This is a genomic window from Rhizomonospora bruguierae (genome assembly GCF_018397995.1).
Classification (GTDB): domain Bacteria; phylum Actinomycetota; class Actinomycetes; order Mycobacteriales; family Micromonosporaceae; genus Rhizomonospora; species Rhizomonospora bruguierae.
In genome coordinates, this window is sequence record NZ_BBQH01000020.1 from 124,086 (window position 1) to 144,259 (window position 20,174).

Below are 20,174 nucleotides of genomic sequence, written 5' to 3' on the forward strand. Positions count from 1 at the left end.
GCGCGACTGCCCAGGTCGCGAGCTTGCCCGGGTGGTGGAACGGCAGACACGGCCGCCTTAAAAGCGGCTGCCGAGAGGCGTGCGGGTTCGATCCCCGCCCCGGGCACCGATCCAGTTCGTCGCTTTTCAGTGGATACCACCGACGGCCTCCGGCGTCTACCCTGGGTCTCACCATCTGCGAGGGAGGCCTTAGTGAGAACGTCCAACCCGGTCCTCACCCGACTGGGTCAGGCGGCCGCGCGGGAGCGCGTCGCCGGGTCCGGCTACCCGGCCGCGGGCGGGTACGCGGCGCCACCCACCGTGCGCACCATGACCGTGGACGACGTTGTCGTCCGCACCGTCGCCATGCTCGCCATCATCGGCGTCGTCGGCGCCGCCACCTGGGCGGTCGTCCCCGTCGAACTCAGCCTCGCCGCCGCCGTCGTGGGTAGCGTGCCGGGCCTCATCCTCGGGCTGGTCATCGCGTTCTCGCGGATCACCAACCCGTTCGTGATCGGCGCCTACGCCGTCGCCGAGGGCGTCTTCATGGGCGCGTGGAGCCAACTGTTCGAGAGCCGGTACCCCGGCATCGTGCTCCAGGCCGTGGGCGGCACCTTCGGCGTGTTCTTCGTGATGGCCGCCCTCTACAAGGTCCGCGCCATCCGGGCCACGCCGCGCTTCGTCCGAGGCGTCATCGCCGCGATGATCGGCTGCGCCGCCCTCATGCTGGTCAACCTGGTGCTCTGGTTCTTCCACATCGACAGCGGCCTGCGCAGCGGCGGCCCGCTCGCGATCGGGTTCAGCCTGGTCTGCATCGTCGTCGCCTCGCTCAGCTTCGTGCTCAGCTTCGCCGAGGTGGAGCAGGCCGTCCGCTACGGCATGCCAGAGCGCTACGCCTGGTACGTCTCGTTCGGCATCGTGCTCAGCCTCGTCTGGCTCTACCTGGAGATCCTCCGCCTCCTCGGCTACCTGCGCGAATAGCGCCGCGAGGCACCGGAACCGCACCGGATCGCCCGTCACCGCGCACCGCGGTGGCGGGCGTCGCCGTCTCCGGCGCGCACCGGGCCGCCCGGGGGTACCCTCCCCGGCGTGGTATCCATGGCCGACCTGACCCGTGCCGTCGACCGCCTCGTGCGCCGCGTCGGCCACTGGGAGCCGCCCCGATGGTCCGGCCCCGTGCCCGCCCGCGACGGCGGGTCCGCCTCGCGCGCCGACCTCATGCACGCGCTCGTCCAGCGGATCGCCGACCACGCCGCCGACGCGGAAGGCATCGACCGCCGCCCGGTACCCCGCCTCGATAACGACCGCGTCCTGCCGGACCAGTTCCGGGTGGTCTCCGCGGACCTCGCCGCGGCGAACCCCGCGCCGCCGCTGCTGTCCGAGGCGGTCGCCGCCATCACCGAAACCGCCCACCACCTCTGACCGTTCCGGGCCCCCGCGATCTCGGACTGGTGGCGGGGATAAGGCGGGTTGATCGGCGCGCGGGGCGGCCGGTCAGGACAGCCGCTCGACGATCATGGCCATGCCCTGGCCGCCGCCGACGCACATGGTCTCCAGGCCGACGGTCGAGTCGCGCCGGTCCAGGCCGTTGAGCAGGGTGCCGGTGATGCGGGCGCCGGTCATGCCGAACGGGTGCCCGACGGCGATCGCGCCGCCGTGCACGTTGAGCTTCCCGATCGGGATGCCGAGGTGGCGGTACGACGGGATGACCTGGGCCGCGAACGCCTCGTTGATCTCGACGAGGTCGACGTCGTCGATGGTCATGCCGGCGCGGCGCAGGGCCTGCCGGGACGCCTCGACCGGACCGAGTCCCATGATCTCCGGGGAGAGGGCCGTCACGCCGGTAGAGACGATCCGGGCCAGCGGGGTGATGCCGAGGTCCCGGGCCTTGGTGTCGCTCATGATGACGACCGCGGCGGCACCGTCGTTGAGCGGGCAGCAGTTGCCGGCGGTGACCCGGCCGTCGGGGCGGAAGACGGGCTTGAGGGCGGCCACCGCCTCGCGGGTGACGCCGGGGCGGGGGCCGTCGTCGGTGCTGACCACGGTGCCGTCGGGCAGCGTGACCGGGGTGATCTCGCGGGCCCAGAAGCCGTCCGCGATGGCCTTCTCGGCGAGGTTCTGGCTGCGCACGCCGAACTCGTCCATCTCCGCGCGGGTGACGTTCTCGGCCTGGGCGAGGTTCTCGGCGGTCTGGCCCATGGCCAGGTAGATGTTGGGCAGGTCGCCGTCCGCGCGGGGGTCGTGCCAGGCGGGCCCGCCGCCCTGCGCCGCGGTCGCGGTGCGCTCGCGGGCCTCGGCGAAGCGGGGGTTCTCCCAGCCGCCGCCGAGCAGGGCGGCCGCCTCCTTGGGCAGGCCGTCGGAGTTGCCGCGGAAGTAGCGGGAGACCGTCTCGACGCCGGCGGAGACGAACACGTCGCCCTCGCCGGCCTTGATGGCGTGGAAGGCCATCCGGGTGGTCTGCAGCGACGAGGCGCAGTACCGGGTGACGGTGGCGGCCGGGAGTTTGTCCAGGCCGAGCAGGGTGGCGACCACCCGGCCCATGTTGAAGCCCTGCTCACCGCCGGGCAGGCCGCAGCCGAGGTACAGGTCGTCGATCAGGGTGGGGTCGAGTTGGGGGACCTTGTCCAGGGCGGCCCGGACGATGGTGGCGGCGAGGTCGTCGGGGCGCAGGTCGCGCAGCGAACCCTTGACCGCGCGGCCGATGGGGGAGCGGGCGGTGGCGACGATGACGGCTTCCGGCATTACCGAACAGTATCCCCACTCGCGTCCGGGGTAACGCGACTCATCGCGCGTGACGGCAGCAAGTCCTTAACGAGTACCCCTAGGGCGTCAGCGATGCGCGACAACTCGTCCAGGTCGATCGGGGTGTTTCCCCGCAGCCTCATTGAGAGCCACTGATCAGTCTCGCCCAGCCGCCTGGCGAGCTCGGATTGCCTCACGGAGAGGCGGCCCATCCATGCCCTGATCTCGGCTGCGGTGTCGGCCGAGAGGCTCGCGGCCCGGTCGGTGCGTATCACTGCCATAAGGACAGTGTTATGGCCTGAGCCTATACCGTCAACCCCTATCCATGTCCTTCCTCCCCTACTTGACAGTCTCATCCTCAGAATGAGACAGTCCCATCCATGAGCAACCCGTCCCCTGCCGACATAGCGGCTGAGCTTCGGGCTGAGATGGGGCGTCAGCGAGTGACACAGGCCAAGCTGGCCGACGTCCTGGGCGTCTCACAGCCGCAGGTGTCCGACCGGATGCTCGGCACGGTCGACTGGCGCGTGACCGAGCTGATCCAGGTCGCCGAGTTCTTGGGCGTGCCGGTGACCCGCTTCCTGGCCGGCCCCGAGGCGAGCAAGACGCATCCGACCCCTACCCGGCCGACCCCCACGCGGCCAGTCACGCCCCCGCCGCCTCCCCCTCCGCCGCCGCCGACCAAGCGGGCGCTCTCTGAGAGCGAAGCCGCGTGATGGCCGCCGACGTCAAAGATGGCGCGGCATGACCGCCCTTGACCGCTTTTTGGCCTACGCCCGTGGTGTGGCCCTGGCTGGGCTGCTCGCGGTCGGTCTGGCTGGTGCGATCGCGGACCTGCCCGCCCCACCGACCGGGCCGCACACCACGTGGCACCGCGACGCGACCCCGCAGGAGTCCCTCTTGCACGACCTGATCGCGGAGCGGGACCGGCTCGCGTGGGAGCGGGAGGCGGCGCAGTGACGGCCGCGTTTTTCCTGCTCGTCGTTGTGGCCCTGCTCGTGGCGTGGTCCAGCAGCGACCGCGACTGACCCCTAGACAGCGCCGCGGGTCGCCACCCCCGGCGACCCGCGACCCCGGACCCATCAATCGGAGAGGACTGGTCCGAGATGACCAAGATTACCGTCACCAACCAGAGCGAGCTGGACGCCGAGCGGGCATACAAGCTCGTCTCTGAGCTGCGTCCCGGCGACCACATCCTGACCGACCGGTTCGGCGGGATGTGGCGGGATCAGGTGCACGAGGTGCGGCACGTCAAGCCGACCGGCAGCGGCGACACGGTGGTCACCGTGGTCGCGGGCGGCAAGATCCTCCGCGTCGCCAGCGCCACCCCGGTCGGCCTGGCCGGCGACGCGGAGATCGAGGCGCGGGCCCGGTCGCGGATCGTCGACGGCCTCCGGACGCTGGCGGACAAGATCGCGGTCGACGGGTTGCCGATCGACCGGCGCGTGACGCCGAGCGTCACCTTCGTCATGGACCGGCGCGCGACGGTCGCGGCGTGGGCGGAGGCGTTCGGCACCGTCGTCTCCGGCGGCGGCGTCGCCGGAGACATCCCAACTATCGGCCCCCGCCCCGGAGGGTTCGTGTTCGGCGGCGTCGAGGTGTGTGTGCAGGCGATGGAGTCGATGCCCGAGCCGGCGCCGGTCGATGACGAGGCCGACATGGTGTCCGACCCGCGCCCGGACAGCCAGGCCCTGGAGGCCGAGGCGTGGATGGTGCTCCAGCGGGAGCGCGAGAGCGGCGGTGCGCGGTGACTCCCATCATCATCGCCGTCGCGTGGCTCGCCCTCGGGCTGCTGGCCTTGGGGTTCGGGGTCGGGGCGACCGCCGGGCGGCGCCGCGCTGACGCCGCGGCTGCCCGGACCGAGGCGCGGCAGCGGGTGGCGGCCGCGATCCTCGTCCCCGACCACGACCTGGTCACCGGCGGTGAGCCGGTGGACATGGAGGCGTGCGGCTGCCACGGCTGCCTGACCGAGCTGGCGCTGATCGCGGACGCCGGCCGGGCACTCGCCCGGGAAACCGAGGGTTGGCTGCGCGACCAGACCACCCCACCCGACACCACTCAGGAGGCGCAGTCCCGATGACCATTGACCTCAACGCGATCACCCTCGCCAAGGGCGGCCACACCGACCGCGACCAGGGCACATGCCTCATGGAAGCCGTCGCCTGGTGGGCTGGTGAGCATCACACCGACAGCCCCAAGTGCGCATCCCCCGTCCTGACCAATTTTGGGCAGCGTCTCAATGACGTGCTGCCCCACGACAAGCGGCAGCAGCTGGTGCCGCTGATCCCCTCCCTGGTCGGCACCCGCGACGACGGCCACGACGAGGCCCGCGGCTACTTGGCCCTGGACTGGCTGATCCGCACCTACGCGCCGGCGTGGCTGGACCTGGCCGGGCTGGCCGATGAGGCCCGGGCGCTGCGGGATCTGCGCCGCATCGTGGACCTGACCGCCGCGCAGGCCGCCGGCCCGATCGTCCGCGAGGCACGCACGAAGGCGGCCGCCGCCGGGGCCGCCGCCGGGGCCGCCGCCAGGGACGCCGCCTGGGCCGCCGCCTGGGCCGCCGCCTGGGCCGCCGCCAGGGCCGTGCTGCGACCGACCGTCGAGCAGCTCCAGACCTCCGCGATCGAACTGTTCCACACCATGATCAACCCGACGGATGTGCCCCGATGACCACACTGTTCCCGCCGCTGCTCGCCACCGTCTTCCCCGCCGCCCTGCTGCTCGCTGGCGCCTACCCGCTCCGCCCGCAGGGTGGCCGGATGCGCCACCACCCGCGCCCCGCCAGCCAGGTCCTAGCCAGCTGCGACCACGACCGCACACTCGGGATCATCCCCGCCGACGCGTGGGGTGGAGTCGACCGCCCATCCGAGTGGACGGTGCGTCCCGTGCATGAGGCCGACGCGCTGATGCGGGAGCTGGGCGACACGCAGCAGATGGCGGCCGTGTCATGACGCCCAGCGCCCCGGCCAGTCCCGAGGAGATCCCCGTGAGCACCTTGACCCGCGACATCACCACCGAGCCCACCGACGGCGGCAACCTGCTCAAGCGGTGGACCGTCGGCGACAGCCGGGGCTCGATCGTCCTCACCGTCCTGCACATGGCCAGCGAGCCGCTGGTGCACATGTCCGTGCCCGATGGCGATGGGGGTCACTGGATGCTGTGTGGGTTCGCCGCCCACGAGTCCGTCGCCGAGCCTCCGGCGTGGGGCTGCCCGGCGCATGCCGGCTGCGATCTCGACGCGATCGTGGGCCGCATCAGCCGGCCGGCGTGGGAGCGGATCGTGGCCGCCGACCTGGCCGACGACGCGGTGTGGGCGGAGCTGGAGGCCATGCATGCCGCGTGGTGGCCGGCTGGCGGTGAGGCGGCGTGACAGCCGTCGAACTGCTGCCGCCGACCGGGGCCCGGCCGGATAACCCGCGCTGGCACGAGCTGCGCCGCGCCGGACTGTCCGCGTCGGAGATCGCCGCCGTCGTCGGACTGTCCCCATGGGAGTCCGCGTTCAGCCTGCACTGGCGCAAGACGAACGGGTGGAAGGTCGAACAGACCGAGGACATGACCAACGGGCACCGCCTCGAAGCCGCCGTCGCGGACTGGTGGGCGGAGACGCAGGACCCGCTGGAGAACCTCGCCGTCGCGTACGCCGGGCTGTACGCCCACCCGGAGCGGCCGTGGCAGCTCGCCACCCCCGACCGGCTGGTGCACCCCACCTGCGCGTGCTGCGCCGCCGGGTGCGTCTGCGGCCTGTACGGCAACTGCGCCGACTGCCTCAACGCCGGGCACGGCGGCCCGCCGTGCGCCGTGCTGGAGTGCAAGTGGACCGGGCGGTGGGACGGCTGGGGCGACGACGGCACCGACGACATCCCCGTCTACTACCGCTGCCAGGTCCTCTGGCAGATCGACGTCCTCGGCGTCGACGAGGGCCACGTCGCCGTCCTCGGCCCCGGCGGGTTCCGCGCCTACGTCGTGCGCCGTGACGAGCGGGACCTGCGCCTCCTGCGCGCCGCCGGGGAGCGATTCATGGCCCGGCTCGCCTCCGGTGAGGCGCCGGACGTGGACGACCACCCGGCCACCGGGCAGGCGCTGAAGGCGCTGCACCCGTCGCTGGAGGCCGGCGACGTCGAGGTGCCCGTCGCCCTGGCCGAGGGCTACCGTCGCGCCCGCGCCCTCCGCGCCCGCGTCGAGGCGGTGGCCGACGGCTACGAGACGCGCATCCGCGCCGCCCTCGGCGCCAAGACCCGCGCGGTCTGCAACGGCAAGCTCGTCGCCTCCCGGTCGGTCTACGACCAGTCGGGCGACGCCGCCGAGCTGACCGCGATCGAGACCGACTGGCCGGTCGTGGACCGGCTCAACCCAGGGAGATCGAAGACCTATGCCGGCTGAGACCGTGAGCAACGCCGTCGCCCAGCGTGACAACACCCCCGCCGGGCTCATCAAGCAGTACTCGGCCAGCTTCGCCCAGGTGCTCCCGTCGCACGTCAAGGCGGAGACCTGGGTTCGGCTCGCCCAGGGCGCCCTGCGGCGCGGCAAGAAGCAGGGCGACCGGTTCGAGCTGGAGATCGCCGCCGCGAACAACCCCGGCGTGTTCCTCGCCGCCCTGCTCGACGCTGCCCGGCTCGGACTGGAGCCGGGGACGGAGCAGTACTACCTCACTCCGCGCAAGGTCACCGGCCGGCTGGAAATCCTCGGCATCACCGGCTACCAGGGCCACATCGAGCTGATGTACCGGGCCGGCGCCGTCCAGTCCGTCATAGCCGAAGTGGTGCACCGGGGTGACGCGTTCAGCTACCAGCCCGGCCGGGACGAGGTGCCCTACCACGAGATCGACTGGGACGCCGAGGACCGCGGACCGCTGCGCCTGGTCTACGCCTACGCGCGGATGAAGGAGGGCGGCACGTCCAAGGTGGTCGTGCTGAACGCGGCGGACATCGAGCGGATCAAGAAGTCATCGCAGGGCGCGAAGTCCGAGTACTCGCCGTGGGTCAATCACGAGGCGGCGATGTGGCTCAAGTCGGCGGTGCGGCAGCTCCAGAAGTGGGTTCCCACCAGCGCGGAGTTCCGGCGGGAGCAGCTACGCGCGGCGGCGGAGGCGCAGCGGGTGGCGTCCGCGCCGTCGGCGCCGGCCGGGGCTGCGACCGCGCAGACGGACTACGTCGACGGGGATGTGGTCGACGTTGAAGACCCACCGGTGGGCGAGGGGGACTGGCCCGAGACGGCCCAGCCGGGCGGCGGCCAGCCGTGACCGCGACCCTCCTTCAGATCCACGTCCCCGGCACGCCCAAGCCGAAGGGGTCGCTGCGGCACGTCGGCCACGGACGGATGGTTGAGCAGCTCGCCGGCTCGCCGGACTGGCGGGCGTCGGTGGTCGCCGCCGCGCACGCCGCGTGGGGTGGGGGCGCCCCGCACCTGGGTGCTGTGCGGGTGGCGATCGTGCTGGAGCTGCCGAAGCCGGCCCGGCCGAAGGACCTGCGTTACCCGTCCGGCGGCAACACCGGCGACGTCGACAAGCACGCCCGCAACGTCCTCGACGCGCTCCAGGACGCCGGGGTCGTCCGCAACGACAGCCAGGTGGTCGACCTGGCTGTCGCGAAGCGGTGGACGCTGCTCGCCCCCGGCGCGCACATCACCGTGTCCCCCGCTGGCCTGCCCAGCCCCATGTCGGGCCAGCCCATCCTGATCGGAGACCAGCAGCAGTGACCGTCATCAAGCTCGACACGAAACCCGCCACGAACGCGGCGCTGGCCCTGGAGCGGCACGCCCAGAGGCTCTACGCGCGGCCCGGGGTCCGGATCGTCGGCGTCTGCGAACTGGCGCACGTGGAGCGCACCCAGCCGGCGCCGGACGAGGACAAGGAGCCCACGGTCAAGCTGCGCGTCGTCCACCTGGAGGTCGCCAACCCCGAGCAGGAGGACTCGCTCCGGCAGGCGATGGAGGCGCTCTACCTGCACCGCTCCGCCCAAGGCACCCTCGGCGAGGACGGCGACATCGAGCTGTCCGAGCGGACCATCAAGCTCACCAGCGGTCTCCTGCACGCCGTCGAGGCGGCGCGGCGGCGGACCGCCGTCGCACACTGGGCGTCCTACGCCCGCCGTGCCCTGGGCGTGCCGAACCTGGCCACGTCGGAGATCCGGCACGAGCTGGACGCGGTCGCGACCGGCCTGGAGATGGTGCTCAGCCCCGACGGCGGCGAGTCGGGCGAGGGCTGACCGGTGACCCGACAGCCCATGTGGGACTCCCCGACCGGCGGCGCTGAGGGCGCTCCGCCGCCGGTCGGGGCCCCGGGCGGTGACGCCCGATGAGCGCCGCCGTCAGCGCGATCGAGCACAGCCCGGAGACGCTACGGGTGCCGGTGCCGACCACCGACGCGGAGCGGCGGGCCCGCGCCGAGCGGGACGCCGACGCCGCCCGGTGGTTGACCCGGCGTGGGCACACGGACCTGCTGCCGATGTTGGGCCTCGGCCCGTTGCCGTGCGAGGTGTGCGGGGCGCAGATCCGCAACCCGGCCAAGAGTCAGGGCATGTGCCTCGACTGCCGGCGTGAGGCGGGTCTTGTTCCGCCGACTGGCCGGCCCCGGAAGGGCGGTGCCCGGTGACCAGGCAGCACCAGCCCAACGTCACCGCGCACTACCGCGACACACCACCCGTCGCCGCCGACCCGACCCGGGCCTGCCGCGACAGCGACCCGGGGATCTTCTTCCCACCGGACGGTAGCGGCGCCGGACCGGCTTGGGACGCCCGCGCGAAGGCCATCTGCGCCGCCTGCCCCGTCTGGCGACCCTGCCTCGACTGGGCGTTGCGGACCGGACAGGAGTGGGGCGTGTGGGGTGGTCTCAATCCGCAGCAGCGTCGCAACATCCGTCGCCGGGGTGCGCGATGACCACCGTCACGGAGCTGGAGCGCGTCGCCCAGCAACTCGCCGGCCGGGTCCGCGACGACGACCCGGACGCCAACGCCCGCTGGCTCGCCGCCCAGCTGCCCGACGCGGCGGATTGGTGGCGGCTGCTGTTCGTGCTCGCCGCCGCCGTCCCCACCGACCGGTCGTGGCGTCAGCTGACCGCCTGGGCCCGCGGCATCCCGCCGCTGCGGCATCAGCACTGCGACCGGACCCCGTGCGCGGACTGCCAGCAGGCGGCCACGCCCGGTGCCGCATGAAGCCGTCCCGCACGCCGCGGTGGCGGTGCGGCGACCCGGGCTGCTGGGCGCACACCTGGCAGCCCGTTACCGCCACCGGCGAGTACGGCCCTGTCGACGTCGCGACTGGGGAGCTGGAGGCCCACTGGGTCACGGAGCACGGCGGTTGGGGCGTGACCACCAAGCCGACGCCGGGGTCCGGACGGTGGCTGATCGCTGGCACCAGCACCGCCCGCCGGTACCCGTGCGTGTGCGTCCTCGGCCAGGCGTGCCGGGGCACGTATCGGTGGCGGGGGCGGCCGGACGCCGCGGACATGCCCACACGGTGCTGCGCGAGACGCGCGCACGACACAGAGCAGCGAGGCAAGGAGCGACCCGCCCGATGACGTGGTTCAAGGTCGACGATTCGTTCTACGACCATCCCAAGGTTTTCGACGCACCTGACGCCGCCGTGGCGTTGTGGACGCGCGCCGGCACCTGGTCCGCACGCAACCTCACTGACGGGTTCGTGCCGGCCGGGCTGCCCGCCCGCCTCTGCGACGACCACGAGACGGCGGTCAGGGAGTTGGTGCGCCGCGGGTTGTGGAGGCGAACGAATGGCGGCTACCAGTTCCACGACTGGCGGGAGTACCAACCAACCGCCGATGACGTGCGGAATCTCCGCGCGAAGCGGGCCGAAGCCGGCCGTCGGGGGGGTCTGGCGAGAGCCAAGCAAAACGCTAGCAAGCGTCAAGCAAGTGTTAGCGGTGTTGCTAAGCAAAACGCTGCCCCGACCCGTCCCGACCCGTCCCGACCTGATGGTCCTACGGACCATCAGAAACCTCCCCCTGTAGCCCCCTCCGAATCCTCGCCGCCGTCGTCCGACGGTCGCCGCGGAACGCGGCTCCCCGAGGAATTCGCCATCACCGACGCCATGAAGGCGTGGGCAAGGGAGAACGCCCCACTGGCCGGCATAACCGACCACGAGATGTTCATCGACCACTGGCGCGCCCAGACCGGGCAGCGAGCCGTCAAGCGGGACTGGGAGGCGACCTGGCGCAACTGGATGCGCCGCGTTCAGGAGAACCGCTCCCGCATCCGGCCCGCCGCCGGGCCGGCCCGATCCACAACCGACGAACGCGTCGCTCAGGCCCTCGACGCTGGCGCCCGCCTCCAAGCCATCCACGACCAGCAGCAGCGAAGGGAGCTGGCATGAACGTCGCCGAGGCCGCCGCCGTGCTCGCCAAGGCCGCCGCGTTCGACCGGCGCACCGTCGGCGACGCCGACATCCTTGCCTGGCACGAGATCCTCGCGGATGTCGCCGTTGACGACGCGCTCGCCGCCGTCGCCGCGCACTACCGCGACACCCGTGACTGGCTGATGCCGTCTGACGTGATCCGCCTGGCGCGGAAGGTGCGCGCCGAACGCCGCGAGCGAAGCGAGGCACTGGCGCTGCCGAGCCGGTTCGAGGCTGACCCCGCGCGTGCCGTGCGGATCAGCGCCGGGCTGGCCCGCTGCCGTGACGTGCTCCGACCGCTGGCGAAGGCATCAGGGCTGCGCCGGACATCACCCACCCAACCCGAGGAGTCCCCGTGACCCGCACCCTGACCCGCGTCGTCGTGGCGCTCGCCAGCAACGGCGGGCCCAGAGGCCGGTACTGGACCTGATCCGAGCCTGACTCGAAGGAGCCCCATGACCACCGAGCACACTGCGACCGCTGAGAGCGATTCTGAGGCGTTGGGGGGCGCTCACGGCGGGCGGGAGTGGCACCCCCTGGTGCTCGACGCCCTCACCGACCTCGACGAGAAGCGCGACCGGGCGATGACCCGCTACGCCACTCGGGTCCGCGCGCAGGATGCCGCCCAGCCCTCCCAGACGGCCGCCAGCGACCCGGGACGGGCGGGCGAGGGTGACGGGAGCCCGGACACGGCAGAGGCCGTTGTGGCCGCCGCTATCGCCTGGCGCAAGCGGATCACGTCGCACCCGAACCTGTGGGCCGACGACGAGGACTTCGCGCTGATCGCCGCCGTGGACGCGCTGCCGGCCGAGCAGGTGGCGTGATGCGCATCGCCACCTGCTCGGCCCCGCTCCGCCGCATCGCCGTGTTGGCCCACCTCTTCGGCGGAGCCGGCCGATTCCGTGCCATCGCCGCCGGGCGGGGTTGGGCCATCGTCCTGATCTGCCGCGACCGCAACATGCCCGCCGTTCCCGCCGCTGAGCGAATCTCCCTCACTGAGGCCATCCGCCAGGCCGACGGGCCCGACGCCGGTGCGGTCGCGGGGACCGCACCAACCCAACCCACCCGAAAGGACTGACGCCATGCATGACCCGATGGCCGTTGCCTTCGAGATCCGCCAACCCTGGCCGCAACGCTCCACGATGCACGACGCGAAGCCCGGCAAGCCCCGCTGGCAGATCCGCTACCACCACACCTGCGGCGACCACTGCGGCAGCGACCGCGCCAAACACGAAGCGTCCAACCCGTTCCCGTGGTGGCGTCCCGGCTCCTACTCCGCGTTCTGGGTTCTCGCCGGCCGGGGCTGGTACTGGCCGTCGCTCATCACGATCTGGCACGTCGAGCCCGGCGGCCACGACTCCGGCGAGGTCTGCAAACACTACGAGCGCATCCGACAGCCTGATGGCACCTGGACGTCCCGGGTGCTACGCGGCTGGCGCTGGCACGCGTGGCACTGGCGCTTTCAGATCCACCCCTTCCAGCACTGGCGCCGGCGGCTGCTGACCCGCTGTGAGTGGTGCGGCGGTCGGTCCCGCAAGGGCGACGCGGTCAACGTCTCCAATGGCGGCAGCCGGGAGCGCGGACGGTGGTGGCGGGGCGAGCCCGGTCTGCTGCACATCGACTGCTCGGCGATCCAGCGCGCCCACCGGATGTGCCTGTGCGCCGACCCGATCTGCGGCGATGCCGACTCCAAGGGTCAGCCGTACGGGCTGTGCATCCGCTGCGGCTCGTACCGGCGGTTCCAGGCCACCGCCGCGCTGCTCGACCGGATGCGGCTACTCGCCGCGATCTTGAAGGGCCAGCGCGACCGGGCAACCTACGCCCGGGTGTGCGAGATGGCCCAGGCCGAACGGGAAGCATCCAAGCCCGCCTGACCGCCCACCACCCGCACCACCAACCCGCCGCTCGCACCACATCCGAGGGAGAGCCGATGTCCGACCCGACCTGCGCCGCCTGCCAGCGGCCCGACCCCACCGGCGGAGTCTGCTGCCACGACTGCGCGGGGCGGGCCAGGCGCAGCCTCCACATCGTCGCCGACCTCACCGGCGACGCCCGGGACGTGGCGCACGGGCAGGCACGGCGCGGGACGGGACGGGTCGGCGGTGGTGGTGGTGAGGTGCGGCTGCCGCTCAACCTCGCCGCTACCGCGAGGCTTGACGCCGCCCAGAACGAGCTGACCGGCTGGGCCCGGCACGTCGCCGGAGAGCGTGGGCTGCCGACGCCGGCCGGAGCCGACCCGCTGGAGGTGGCGGCGCGGTGGCTGACCGGACACGTCGAGTGGCTGCGTTTCCGCGAGGAGGCGTTCGAGGCGTTCGAGGCGTTCGGGGACGCCGAGCGCACCGTCACCACCATCGCCGACCGGCCACCCGAGCGGGTCATCGTCGGCGCCTGCGACTGCGGCGCCCGGCTCTACGCGCCCCGCGGCGCCGCCGTGGCCACCTGCCGCGACTGCGGCCAGCGGTGGGACGTCGACAAAAGTCGAGACATCCTGCGTCGGCACCTGGCCAAGATGCTCGCCACCCCCGCCGAGATCGCCACCATGGCGCTGTACCTGGACCCGGACGCTGACCGTCGCCGGGTCCGGCACCTCATCACGGTGTGGGCCACCCGCCGCAGGGGTGGTGTCCCGCTGATCACCATGCGCGGACGTGACGCGGCGGGCGCCCCGCTCTACCGCGTCGGTGAGGTGCTCGACCGGCTCAGCCGACCCGCCGAGGAGGGGCCCGTCCGACGCGCTTCGTGACCATGATCTGCTACTGTGACCGCTGTCTGGGACAGATTGACCGTGCCCGGCGACAGGCCCGCCACGAGCGGGCCTTCGTCGTCTGCCCGACATTTCGGGGTGCACGCACCTGCCACAGTGGCCCGCGACCACCATGATTCGGGGTCGCGCGAGGGGCGCGATCTGGGCCCTGACCTGGTAAGATGGATATCGATAAGCCCCGGCGACCGCTGCAACGGCCCCGGGGTGCGGCCGACCCACTAAGGAGATCGACATGGCCCAGTCTACCCGTCGCGCGCAGTCGCACACGCGCAAGGCGTCGACGCGGCGCCCCCGACTGTCGAAGGTCAGCAACGCGCGTGACGCGCTGGCCGATTTCAGCCGCGGCACGGAAACCTACTGCCTCACATTCGGACAATTCTCGCTCTTCGACGCGGTTGAGGCGGTGCTGGATAAGACCGGCCCGGCCGACGTGGTCGTGTCGACGTGGACCGCAGCCTCCGCCGACCTGTCCCGGTCGGCGGAGTTCCTCCGCGACCAGCGCATCCGCGCGATGCGGTGGCTGATCGACGGGTCGTTCCTGACCCGCAAACCCGACTATGCATCCACCATCGTCGACCTCTTCGGTGCGGGTGCGATCCGCACGCTGGGCACGCACGCTAAATTCGTTCTGATCACTAACGAGACGTGGCACGTCGTCATCCGCACATCGATGAACTTGAACGAAAACAGGCGGTTGGAGAACATCGAGGTGACGGACGATCCCGACTTCGCCGCGTTCATGCTCGGCATCGTCGACGAGCTGTTCGCCGAGCTGCCCGCCGCCGACCTGCGCTCCCAAGCGCTTCCCACCCTCGACGGCGTCGACCAGATCCTCCCCGTCGCCCAGCTCGCCATGGGGCACGGCGTGAAGATGGGTGCCCGCTGATGGCCGCGCCCGCGCACCTGTCCGACGCAGCCAAGGCCGTCTGGGCCGAGATCACCCAGGCCCACGCCGACCCGGCAGTCATCGAAGGCCCCGACCTTGAGGCGTTCTGCGTCCAGGTCGCCCGCATGCGCGACGCACAGGCCCGCATCGACGCCGAAGGGCTCGTCGTCGCCGACGCGAAAGGCCAACCGATCCCGCATCCCGCCATCGCCTTGGAGAAGCAGGCGCACGCCGAGGTCCGGGCGTGGGGTGACCGATTCCGGCCCTGACCCCGCGGGGCGGCTCAAGCGGGCGCCTTCGTCGTTCACCCGACACTCCGACGTGCGCCCGGATGCCACAGTGGTCTGCGACCGAACCGCACAGACCACCAGGAGCGGACCCATGTCCATATCCGACCGACTCGCCGCCAAGCTCGCTGAGACGCAGCGGAAACAGGCCGAGGCCCGGGAGCAGATGCAGCAGGTCAAGGCTGACTACCGTGAGCGCGCCGACCAGATCAACGCCCGCCGCGACGAACGCCTTGCCGAGATCCGCGCCCAGCACGCCGAGGCCCGACGGGACCTTGATGCCCGACGTGACGCCATCCGCACCCAGCCTGCCGAAGCGAAGCCCGAGGCGGAGCCGGCCAGCGGGCCGATGACCTTCGGCAAGTTCATCCTCGACGAGGGGCACATCCAGCGCGGGCTGTTCGACCGCCGACCCGTCGCCGGAGTCACCGCCGAGCTCGGCGACCTCCAGCGGGGCAAGGCGAAGAAAGGCATCACCGCGGCCCGGGTCCTCACTGGATCGGTGACCGCCGCCGCCGGAGCGCTCGGCCGCATCGGCGCCCAGACCCTCACCATCACGGGCCCCGACTGGGAGTGGACCGCCGAGGTCCCCGCCCACAAGATCGACAAGGCACGGGCGTTCGCCGACGCCGTCAACACAGCGGCCCGGGGGTAGCGGGGGGTGGTGCTGTGGCAGTCAGGCGCAGCACCACCATCCGCGACAGGCACCGCGCCGTCATCGCCCGAGCCAAGCCCCCATGTGCACTGTGCGGGGGGCCCATCGACTTCACCCTGACGGTGCTGCCCGAGCACGGCAGGCGCTGCAAGAGGGCCGGCTGTGAGGGTTGTGTGCCACACCCGATGAGTTTCGTCGTCGACCACATCGTGCCGCTCAACCGCGGCGGCACAGACACGCTCGACAACACGCAGCCAGCACATTGGCGATGCAATAGGCAGAAAAGCGACAGCGCTGACGGCGGACCGATCCTGCGACGCAGCGGCAGCCTCAAACGCAAGACATAGACCAGGGGGAATGCCCCCCCGCCCCGGTCCTGGCCTTCCTTCCCGGCATAGGCGGCATCTCTCTCCGGGTTTTTCCCACGCGGGGTCCCTAGCGGGCTGTGGTCGTCCAGTGCCGGCCGTTCTCGGCGTTTCGGTGCTCGGCAGTGGCGGACGAGAAGGCCGCGCAGGCGGAAATCTATGCGTGGGGTGGGGCCGATTCCGGCCCTGAGGGGGTGATTCGAGTGGCCCGGACGCTGCGGGTGGTCACCGCCGATGAGCCGGCGGCGCCGATGAAGCCGAAAACGGTGACGGAGGCCGCCGACGCTGGCACCACCCGGGAGCTGCTGGTGGCGATGCGGGCCCGGATCGCGAAGGCGGTTGAGGACCGCAACACGCCGCCGCGTGACCTGGCCGCACTGACGAAGCGACTGGTTGAGGTGGTGCGCGACATCGAGGCGATCGACGCCCGGGAACAGCAGGAGGTCGAGCGTGACGGCCCGGTCTCCGACGAAGCGTTCGACGCGAAGGCTATCTGAGGTAGCCCGCCACGTCGTTCTGCCGTCCGGCATCGTGTCAACGGGCTGGCCGGCTGTGCGGGAGAAGTGCCGCGAGTTCGGGGACGTCTTCGACGAGTGGCAGGAGGGCGCCGGCCGGGCGATCCTCGGCAAGCGCGCCGACGGCATCTACGCGGCCACGGTCGGCGGGGTGGTCCTCTCCATCCCCCGACAGGTTGCGAAAACGTTCCTCGTTGGCCGGATCATCTTCGCCTTGTGCGTGCTGTTTCCCGGCCTGAAGGTTGCGTGGACGGCGCACCGGACGCGCACGTCAACGATGACGTTCAGGAACTTGCAGGCGTTCGCCCGCCGGAAGCGGGTGCGTCCGTACCTGGCGTCGGGCAGGAACGATGGGATTCGCACCGCCAACGGCGAGCAGGAGATCGCGTTCCGCAACGGGTCGATCATCATGTTCGGCGCCCGCGAGGCCGGGTTCGGTCGCGGCTTCGACGAGATCGATGTCGAAGTTTTCGACGAGGCGCAGATCCTGACGGAGAAGGCCCTCGAGGACATGGTTGCCGCGACGAACCAGTCCCGGCACCCGCACGGCGCGCTCCTGTTCTACATGGGCACCCCGCCCAGGCCGATCGACCCGGGCGAAGCGTTCAGCCTGAAGCGGGCCAAGGCCCTGTCGGGCGACTCGCGCGACATGGTCTACATCGAGTGCTCCGCCGACGAGGACGCGGACCCGGACGATCGGGAGCAGTGGGAGAAGGCGAACCCTTCGTTCCCGGACCGCACGCCGCTTGTGTCGATGCTTCGGCTGCGGGAGAACCTCGCGTCGGATGAGGCGTGGCTTCGTGAGGGGCTGGGCATCTGGGACGCGACCAAGTCTTCCGGCGTGATCCCGAAGCAGTCGTGGAAGGACCAGCTCGACGAGCATTCGGTCGCCGCGGACCGGTTCGCCCTGGGCGTGGAGTGCGGCCCGGATCTCGCCTGGGCATCGGTGGTCCTGGCCGGCCAGCGCACCGATGGCGGCTGGCACATGGAGCTGGACGAGGATCAGCACACGAAGGGCCGCGGGGTTGCGTGGGTGGTGCCGCATCTCGAGGCGGTGTTGAAGCTGAATCCGCAGATCCGCGCTGTGGTCGCGGATGTGGCGGGGCCGATTGCGGCGCTGCTGGAGCAGTACTCGCCGGGCCGGTGGCGATTCAAGGGCACGCGCATCGAGGTGACGCCGGTGAAGGTGGCCGAGCTGGGCGCCGGATGCGCCCGGGTGCTCGACGGGATCGTGACCGGGTGGCTCTGGCATATCGGGCAGCCGCAGTTCACCTCGGCGGCGCTCCCTGCAGGGAAGCGGGCGCTCGGGGACACGGGCATGTGGGTGTGGTCCCGCAAGACGGCCGAGTCGGATATCACGCCGATTCAGGCGGGCACCCTGGCGCTGGTTGGGGCGCAGATGAGCAAGCCGAAGAAGCCCATGCGCAGCGCGGGGCGTAGCAACAGCGCAGGCAGGAAGGCGGTGCTGCTCTGATGGACGCGATCACCCTGCCGGCCGTCTCTGACGACGACAACCGCACCCTGAATCTGCTGCTGGAGCAGCTCGACGCGAAGGCCCGGCGGAACAAGCTCCGGTCGGCGTACTACGACATGAAGCACATGACGAAGCTGGTCGGGTCGGTGATTCCGCCGACGTACTGGAAGCTCGGCACCGTGCTCGGCTGGTCGGGTAAGGCCGTGGACATCCTGGCCCGCCGCACCAACCTTGACGGTTTCGTGTGGCCCGACGGCGACCTGAACAGCCTTGGGTGGCGTGAGGTGTGGGAGGGCAACAACCTTCGCTCCGAGGTGTCGCAGGGCACGACCTCGGCGCTGATCCACTCGACGGCGTTCATCGTGAACACGCAGGGCGGCGAGGGCGAGCCGGATGCGCTGATCCATTTTCGGGACGCGAAGAACGCCACCGGCGAGTGGAACGGCCGCACCAGACGGCTGGACAGCCTGCTGTCGATCATCGCCCGCGACGGCGAGGACCAGCCGACGGAGCTCGCGCTGTACCTGGATGGCCGGACCATCACCGCCAAGAAAGACTCCTCCGGCTGGTCGGTGGACGTGCAGGAACACGACTGGCGTGTGCCGGCTGAGCCGCTGCCGTACAAGCCGCGGTTGGACCGGCCGTTCGGGTCGTCGCGGATCTGCCGCGAGGCCATGAAGCTGCAAGATCAGGCGACCCGGGCGCTGATCCGACTGGAGGCGCACTCCGACATCTACGCCATCCCGGACCTGTGGCTGCTCGGCGCCGACCAGTCGATTTTCAAGAACGCCGACGGGTCGCTGAAGGCCGCGTGGCAGGTCGTGATGGGCCGCATCAAGGGCGTCCCTGACCGTGAGGGCGATGACGCACGCGACGACCAGCTCGACCGGGCGGACGTGAAGCAGTTCCCGGCAGCATCGCCGGCGCCGCATCTGGAAGCCTTGAACGCGTTCGCGAAGATGTTCGCCCGGGCGAAGTCGCTGCCGGACACGGCGGTGGCGATCACCGATATGGCGAACCCGACGAGCGCGGAATCCTACGACGCGTCTCAGCATGAACTGATCGCGGAGGCGGAGGGCGCGACCGACGACTGGTCGCCGTATCTGCGCCGCGCCGGGATACGGGCTCTGGCGATGGCGAACGGCATCGCGGCCAAGGACATCCCCGCCAAGTGGGCGACGATTGACACGAAGTGGCGTGACCCGCGGTACCTGAGCAGGGCAGCCCAGGCGGACGCTGGCACGAAGCAGCTTTCTGCGATCCCGTGGCTGGCCGACACGGAGGTCGGCCTGGAGCTGTTGGGCTTGGATCGGCAGCAGATTGAGCGGGCGATGGCGGAGCAGCAGCGGGCGCAGGCCGGGCAGCGGCTGCGTGAGCAGCTGGCTGCGGCGGCGCAGGCGGCCCGCCAGGATCCGGCGGTGGCGGCTCTCGAGGCGGGCACCGGTGGCAACGGCGGCTGACGTCGCCGCGCATCGTGCGGCGCAGCAGGACATCGTCACGCTGGCAACCGCGGATCTGAACCGCTGGTGGTTGCAGGTGTCCGGCTGGGCGCCCGACGCGCTCACGGTGGCCATGGAGCAGTACGTCGCGGATCTGGTCGTCGCGTACGGGGATATGGCTTCGGTGATCGCCGCGGACTGGTATGACGAGCTGCGCGCCGAGGCGCAGGCGCCGGGCCGGTTCCGGGCGTCGATGGCGGCGCCGGCCCCGGCCGAGCAGGCATCGGCGGTCGCACGGTGGGCTGCCGGTCCGCTGTACGCCGAGCAGGCCGATCCGGCACAGGTGCTGCGGCTGCTTGCTGGTGGCGTGCAGCGCCTCGTCTTGCAGCCGGCCCGGGCGACGATCGCGACCAGCGCCGGACGGGATCCGGCCGGCGTGCGGTGGGCGCGAGTGCCCGGGCGGGCGAACGCCTGCGCCTTCTGCCGCCTGACCGCAAGTCGGGGGGCGGTGTACCACTCGCAGGCGAAAGCCGGCGGGTCGCTGATGACCCGCTACCACACCAAGTGCGGCTGCGTGGCGACGCCGATCTGGCCGGGCCAGTCGGAGCCGTACGACGTGGACGCGCTGTTGCAGGAGTACAACGCGGCCCGGGCGAAGGCCGGCGGGGATCCCCGCGCCATCGCCGCCCAGATGCGCGAAGACCTGGGCATCAACTGACTCCCCG

At 71.6% G+C, this 20,174-nt stretch carries 32 protein-coding genes and 1 tRNA gene; 31 read left to right on the forward strand and 2 right to left on the reverse strand.

Annotated elements, in window-relative coordinates; genetic code table 11:
* Positions 1-25 precede the first annotated feature (25 nt).
* The 3 genes from KJS59_RS11670 (at position 26) to KJS59_RS11680 (ending at position 1,401) form a co-directional block, all read left to right on the forward strand.
* Positions 26-106: transfer RNA gene (locus KJS59_RS11670), tRNA-Leu, on the forward strand.
* A gap of 86 nt (positions 107-192) precedes the next feature.
* Positions 193-960, forward strand: a complete 768-nt coding sequence (locus tag KJS59_RS11675; RefSeq protein WP_213452852.1) for a Bax inhibitor-1/YccA family protein — start codon at positions 193-195, stop codon at positions 958-960.
* 117 nt (positions 961-1,077) lie between these two features.
* Complete coding sequence (locus KJS59_RS11680) at positions 1,078-1,401, forward strand: hypothetical protein (RefSeq protein WP_213452917.1); 324 nt, start codon at positions 1,078-1,080, stop codon at positions 1,399-1,401.
* A gap of 72 nt (positions 1,402-1,473) precedes the next feature.
* Here KJS59_RS11680 and KJS59_RS11685 read toward each other — a convergent pair whose 3' ends face one another.
* Together KJS59_RS11685 and KJS59_RS32190 are read right to left on the reverse strand one after the other, a co-directional pair.
* Positions 1,474-2,721, reverse strand: coding sequence for an acetyl-CoA C-acetyltransferase (locus tag KJS59_RS11685; RefSeq protein WP_213452853.1), 1,248 nt, complete (start codon positions 2,719-2,721; stop codon positions 1,474-1,476).
* Positions 2,721-3,077, reverse strand: a complete 357-nt coding sequence (locus KJS59_RS32190; RefSeq protein WP_376771155.1) for a helix-turn-helix domain-containing protein — start codon at positions 3,075-3,077, stop codon at positions 2,721-2,723. The genes KJS59_RS11685 and KJS59_RS32190 overlap by 1 nt, the downstream gene beginning before the upstream one ends.
* 24 nt (positions 3,078-3,101) lie before the next feature.
* Here KJS59_RS32190 and KJS59_RS11695 point away from each other — a divergent pair, with 24 nt between their 5' ends.
* The 28 genes from KJS59_RS11695 (at position 3,102) to KJS59_RS11830 (ending at position 20,167) form a co-directional block, all read left to right on the forward strand.
* Positions 3,102-3,437, forward strand: coding sequence for a helix-turn-helix domain-containing protein (locus KJS59_RS11695; RefSeq protein ID WP_213452855.1), 336 nt, complete (start codon positions 3,102-3,104; stop codon positions 3,435-3,437).
* A gap of 28 nt (positions 3,438-3,465) precedes the next feature.
* Positions 3,466-3,681, forward strand: coding sequence for a hypothetical protein (locus tag KJS59_RS11700; protein ID WP_213452856.1), 216 nt, complete (start codon positions 3,466-3,468; stop codon positions 3,679-3,681).
* Between the two features lie 146 nt (positions 3,682-3,827).
* Positions 3,828-4,472: a hypothetical protein gene (locus KJS59_RS11705; RefSeq protein ID WP_213452857.1), complete on the forward strand. Its 645-nt coding sequence runs from the start codon at positions 3,828-3,830 to the stop codon at positions 4,470-4,472.
* Positions 4,469-4,801 (forward strand): hypothetical protein, encoded by a 333-nt coding sequence (locus KJS59_RS11710; protein ID WP_213452858.1) that lies wholly within the window; start codon positions 4,469-4,471, stop codon positions 4,799-4,801. The genes KJS59_RS11705 and KJS59_RS11710 overlap by 4 nt, the downstream gene beginning before the upstream one ends.
* A complete protein-coding gene (locus tag KJS59_RS11715) occupies positions 4,798-5,391 on the forward strand; it encodes a hypothetical protein (RefSeq protein ID WP_213452859.1) in 594 nt (197 codons plus the stop codon). The genes KJS59_RS11710 and KJS59_RS11715 overlap by 4 nt, the downstream gene beginning before the upstream one ends.
* Positions 5,388-5,672 carry a hypothetical protein gene (locus KJS59_RS11720; protein WP_213452860.1) on the forward strand — a complete coding sequence of 95 codons (285 nt, stop codon included), beginning with the start codon at positions 5,388-5,390 and terminating at the stop codon, positions 5,670-5,672. The genes KJS59_RS11715 and KJS59_RS11720 overlap by 4 nt, the downstream gene beginning before the upstream one ends.
* A gap of 35 nt (positions 5,673-5,707) precedes the next feature.
* On the forward strand, positions 5,708-6,091 hold the full coding sequence (locus KJS59_RS11725; RefSeq protein WP_213452861.1) for a hypothetical protein: 384 nt from the start codon (positions 5,708-5,710) through the stop codon (positions 6,089-6,091).
* Positions 6,088-7,101, forward strand: coding sequence for a lambda-exonuclease family protein (locus KJS59_RS11730; protein WP_213452862.1), 1,014 nt, complete (start codon positions 6,088-6,090; stop codon positions 7,099-7,101). The genes KJS59_RS11725 and KJS59_RS11730 overlap by 4 nt, the downstream gene beginning before the upstream one ends.
* Positions 7,091-7,960 (forward strand): recombinase RecT, encoded by an 870-nt coding sequence (locus KJS59_RS11735; protein WP_213452863.1) that lies wholly within the window; start codon positions 7,091-7,093, stop codon positions 7,958-7,960. Before KJS59_RS11730 ends, KJS59_RS11735 begins: the two co-directional genes overlap by 11 nt.
* Entirely contained in the window at positions 7,957-8,415 is a 459-nt protein-coding gene (locus tag KJS59_RS11740; RefSeq protein WP_213452864.1) for a RusA family crossover junction endodeoxyribonuclease, read from the forward strand. Before KJS59_RS11735 ends, KJS59_RS11740 begins: the two co-directional genes overlap by 4 nt.
* A complete protein-coding gene (locus KJS59_RS11745; RefSeq protein WP_213452865.1) occupies positions 8,412-8,924 on the forward strand; it encodes a hypothetical protein in 513 nt (170 codons plus the stop codon). Before KJS59_RS11740 ends, KJS59_RS11745 begins: the two co-directional genes overlap by 4 nt.
* Before the next feature lie 89 nt (positions 8,925-9,013).
* Positions 9,014-9,310, forward strand: a complete 297-nt coding sequence (locus KJS59_RS11750) for a hypothetical protein (protein WP_213452866.1) — start codon at positions 9,014-9,016, stop codon at positions 9,308-9,310.
* Positions 9,307-9,594 carry a WhiB family transcriptional regulator gene (locus KJS59_RS11755; RefSeq protein ID WP_213452867.1) on the forward strand — a complete coding sequence of 96 codons (288 nt, stop codon included), beginning with the start codon at positions 9,307-9,309 and terminating at the stop codon, positions 9,592-9,594. The genes KJS59_RS11750 and KJS59_RS11755 overlap by 4 nt, the downstream gene beginning before the upstream one ends.
* Positions 9,591-9,869, forward strand: a complete 279-nt coding sequence (locus KJS59_RS11760; RefSeq protein ID WP_213452868.1) for a hypothetical protein — start codon at positions 9,591-9,593, stop codon at positions 9,867-9,869. The genes KJS59_RS11755 and KJS59_RS11760 overlap by 4 nt, the downstream gene beginning before the upstream one ends.
* A gap of 361 nt (positions 9,870-10,230) precedes the next feature.
* A complete protein-coding gene (locus tag KJS59_RS11765) occupies positions 10,231-11,043 on the forward strand; it encodes a hypothetical protein (protein ID WP_213452869.1) in 813 nt (270 codons plus the stop codon).
* Positions 11,040-11,423: a hypothetical protein gene (locus tag KJS59_RS11770; protein WP_213452870.1), complete on the forward strand. Its 384-nt coding sequence runs from the start codon at positions 11,040-11,042 to the stop codon at positions 11,421-11,423. The genes KJS59_RS11765 and KJS59_RS11770 overlap by 4 nt, the downstream gene beginning before the upstream one ends.
* 96 nt (positions 11,424-11,519) lie before the next feature.
* Entirely contained in the window at positions 11,520-11,888 is a 369-nt protein-coding gene (locus tag KJS59_RS11775; protein ID WP_213452871.1) for a hypothetical protein, read from the forward strand.
* Positions 11,888-12,142 (forward strand): hypothetical protein, encoded by a 255-nt coding sequence (locus KJS59_RS11780; protein ID WP_213452872.1) that lies wholly within the window; start codon positions 11,888-11,890, stop codon positions 12,140-12,142. Before KJS59_RS11775 ends, KJS59_RS11780 begins: the two co-directional genes overlap by 1 nt.
* A 4-nt stretch (positions 12,143-12,146) precedes the next feature.
* A complete protein-coding gene (locus KJS59_RS11785; RefSeq protein WP_213452873.1) occupies positions 12,147-12,938 on the forward strand; it encodes a hypothetical protein in 792 nt (263 codons plus the stop codon).
* Positions 12,939-12,994: 56 nt separating this feature from the next.
* A complete protein-coding gene (locus KJS59_RS11790) occupies positions 12,995-13,807 on the forward strand; it encodes a DUF1922 domain-containing protein (RefSeq protein ID WP_213452874.1) in 813 nt (270 codons plus the stop codon).
* A 253-nt stretch (positions 13,808-14,060) separates the two neighbouring features.
* Entirely contained in the window at positions 14,061-14,714 is a 654-nt protein-coding gene (locus KJS59_RS11795) for a hypothetical protein (RefSeq protein ID WP_213452875.1), read from the forward strand.
* A complete protein-coding gene (locus KJS59_RS11800) occupies positions 14,714-14,983 on the forward strand; it encodes a P27 family phage terminase small subunit (RefSeq protein WP_213452876.1) in 270 nt (89 codons plus the stop codon). Before KJS59_RS11795 ends, KJS59_RS11800 begins: the two co-directional genes overlap by 1 nt.
* 112 nt (positions 14,984-15,095) lie before the next feature.
* Positions 15,096-15,656 (forward strand): hypothetical protein, encoded by a 561-nt coding sequence (locus KJS59_RS11805; protein WP_213452877.1) that lies wholly within the window; start codon positions 15,096-15,098, stop codon positions 15,654-15,656.
* Positions 15,657-15,829: 173 nt separating this feature from the next.
* Positions 15,830-16,003: an HNH endonuclease gene (locus KJS59_RS11810; RefSeq protein WP_283775770.1), complete on the forward strand. Its 174-nt coding sequence runs from the start codon at positions 15,830-15,832 to the stop codon at positions 16,001-16,003.
* A gap of 143 nt (positions 16,004-16,146) precedes the next feature.
* Entirely contained in the window at positions 16,147-16,518 is a 372-nt protein-coding gene (locus KJS59_RS11815; RefSeq protein WP_213452879.1) for a hypothetical protein, read from the forward strand.
* Positions 16,519-16,573: 55 nt separating this feature from the next.
* Positions 16,574-18,010, forward strand: a complete 1,437-nt coding sequence (locus KJS59_RS11820) for a hypothetical protein (protein ID WP_213452880.1) — start codon at positions 16,574-16,576, stop codon at positions 18,008-18,010.
* Complete coding sequence (locus KJS59_RS11825; RefSeq protein ID WP_213452881.1) at positions 18,010-19,470, forward strand: phage portal protein; 1,461 nt, start codon at positions 18,010-18,012, stop codon at positions 19,468-19,470. The genes KJS59_RS11820 and KJS59_RS11825 overlap by 1 nt, the downstream gene beginning before the upstream one ends.
* Positions 19,454-20,167 carry a VG15 protein gene (locus KJS59_RS11830; protein ID WP_213452882.1) on the forward strand — a complete coding sequence of 238 codons (714 nt, stop codon included), beginning with the start codon at positions 19,454-19,456 and terminating at the stop codon, positions 20,165-20,167. Before KJS59_RS11825 ends, KJS59_RS11830 begins: the two co-directional genes overlap by 17 nt.
* Positions 20,168-20,174 lie beyond the last annotated feature (7 nt).

What these genes read in the sequence shown, in the direction of transcription:
- KJS59_RS11680 (WP_213452917.1), top strand. Translation starts at nt 1,078, where the DNA reads ATGGCCGACCTGACCCGTGCCGTCGACCGCCTCGTGCGCCGCGTCGGC.
- KJS59_RS11685 (WP_213452853.1), bottom strand. Translation starts at nt 2,721, where the DNA reads ATGCCGGAAGCCGTCATCGTCGCCACCGCCCGCTCCCCCATCGGCCGC.
- KJS59_RS32190 (WP_376771155.1), bottom strand. Translation starts at nt 3,077, where the DNA reads ATGAGACTGTCAAGTAGGGGAGGAAGGACATGGATAGGGGTTGACGGT.
- KJS59_RS11695 (WP_213452855.1), top strand. Translation starts at nt 3,102, where the DNA reads ATGAGCAACCCGTCCCCTGCCGACATAGCGGCTGAGCTTCGGGCTGAG.
- KJS59_RS11700 (WP_213452856.1), top strand. Translation starts at nt 3,466, where the DNA reads ATGACCGCCCTTGACCGCTTTTTGGCCTACGCCCGTGGTGTGGCCCTG.
- KJS59_RS11705 (WP_213452857.1), top strand. Translation starts at nt 3,828, where the DNA reads ATGACCAAGATTACCGTCACCAACCAGAGCGAGCTGGACGCCGAGCGG.
- KJS59_RS11715 (WP_213452859.1), top strand. Translation starts at nt 4,798, where the DNA reads ATGACCATTGACCTCAACGCGATCACCCTCGCCAAGGGCGGCCACACC.
- KJS59_RS11720 (WP_213452860.1), top strand. Translation starts at nt 5,388, where the DNA reads ATGACCACACTGTTCCCGCCGCTGCTCGCCACCGTCTTCCCCGCCGCC.
- KJS59_RS11735 (WP_213452863.1), top strand. Translation starts at nt 7,091, where the DNA reads ATGCCGGCTGAGACCGTGAGCAACGCCGTCGCCCAGCGTGACAACACC.
- KJS59_RS11750 (WP_213452866.1), top strand. Translation starts at nt 9,014, where the DNA reads ATGAGCGCCGCCGTCAGCGCGATCGAGCACAGCCCGGAGACGCTACGG.
- KJS59_RS11760 (WP_213452868.1), top strand. Translation starts at nt 9,591, where the DNA reads ATGACCACCGTCACGGAGCTGGAGCGCGTCGCCCAGCAACTCGCCGGC.
- KJS59_RS11765 (WP_213452869.1), top strand. Translation starts at nt 10,231, where the DNA reads ATGACGTGGTTCAAGGTCGACGATTCGTTCTACGACCATCCCAAGGTT.
- KJS59_RS11770 (WP_213452870.1), top strand. Translation starts at nt 11,040, where the DNA reads ATGAACGTCGCCGAGGCCGCCGCCGTGCTCGCCAAGGCCGCCGCGTTC.
- KJS59_RS11775 (WP_213452871.1), top strand. Translation starts at nt 11,520, where the DNA reads ATGACCACCGAGCACACTGCGACCGCTGAGAGCGATTCTGAGGCGTTG.
- KJS59_RS11780 (WP_213452872.1), top strand. Translation starts at nt 11,888, where the DNA reads ATGCGCATCGCCACCTGCTCGGCCCCGCTCCGCCGCATCGCCGTGTTG.
- KJS59_RS11785 (WP_213452873.1), top strand. Translation starts at nt 12,147, where the DNA reads ATGCATGACCCGATGGCCGTTGCCTTCGAGATCCGCCAACCCTGGCCG.
- KJS59_RS11790 (WP_213452874.1), top strand. Translation starts at nt 12,995, where the DNA reads ATGTCCGACCCGACCTGCGCCGCCTGCCAGCGGCCCGACCCCACCGGC.
- KJS59_RS11795 (WP_213452875.1), top strand. Translation starts at nt 14,061, where the DNA reads ATGGCCCAGTCTACCCGTCGCGCGCAGTCGCACACGCGCAAGGCGTCG.
- KJS59_RS11800 (WP_213452876.1), top strand. Translation starts at nt 14,714, where the DNA reads ATGGCCGCGCCCGCGCACCTGTCCGACGCAGCCAAGGCCGTCTGGGCC.
- KJS59_RS11805 (WP_213452877.1), top strand. Translation starts at nt 15,096, where the DNA reads ATGTCCATATCCGACCGACTCGCCGCCAAGCTCGCTGAGACGCAGCGG.
- KJS59_RS11825 (WP_213452881.1), top strand. Translation starts at nt 18,010, where the DNA reads ATGGACGCGATCACCCTGCCGGCCGTCTCTGACGACGACAACCGCACC.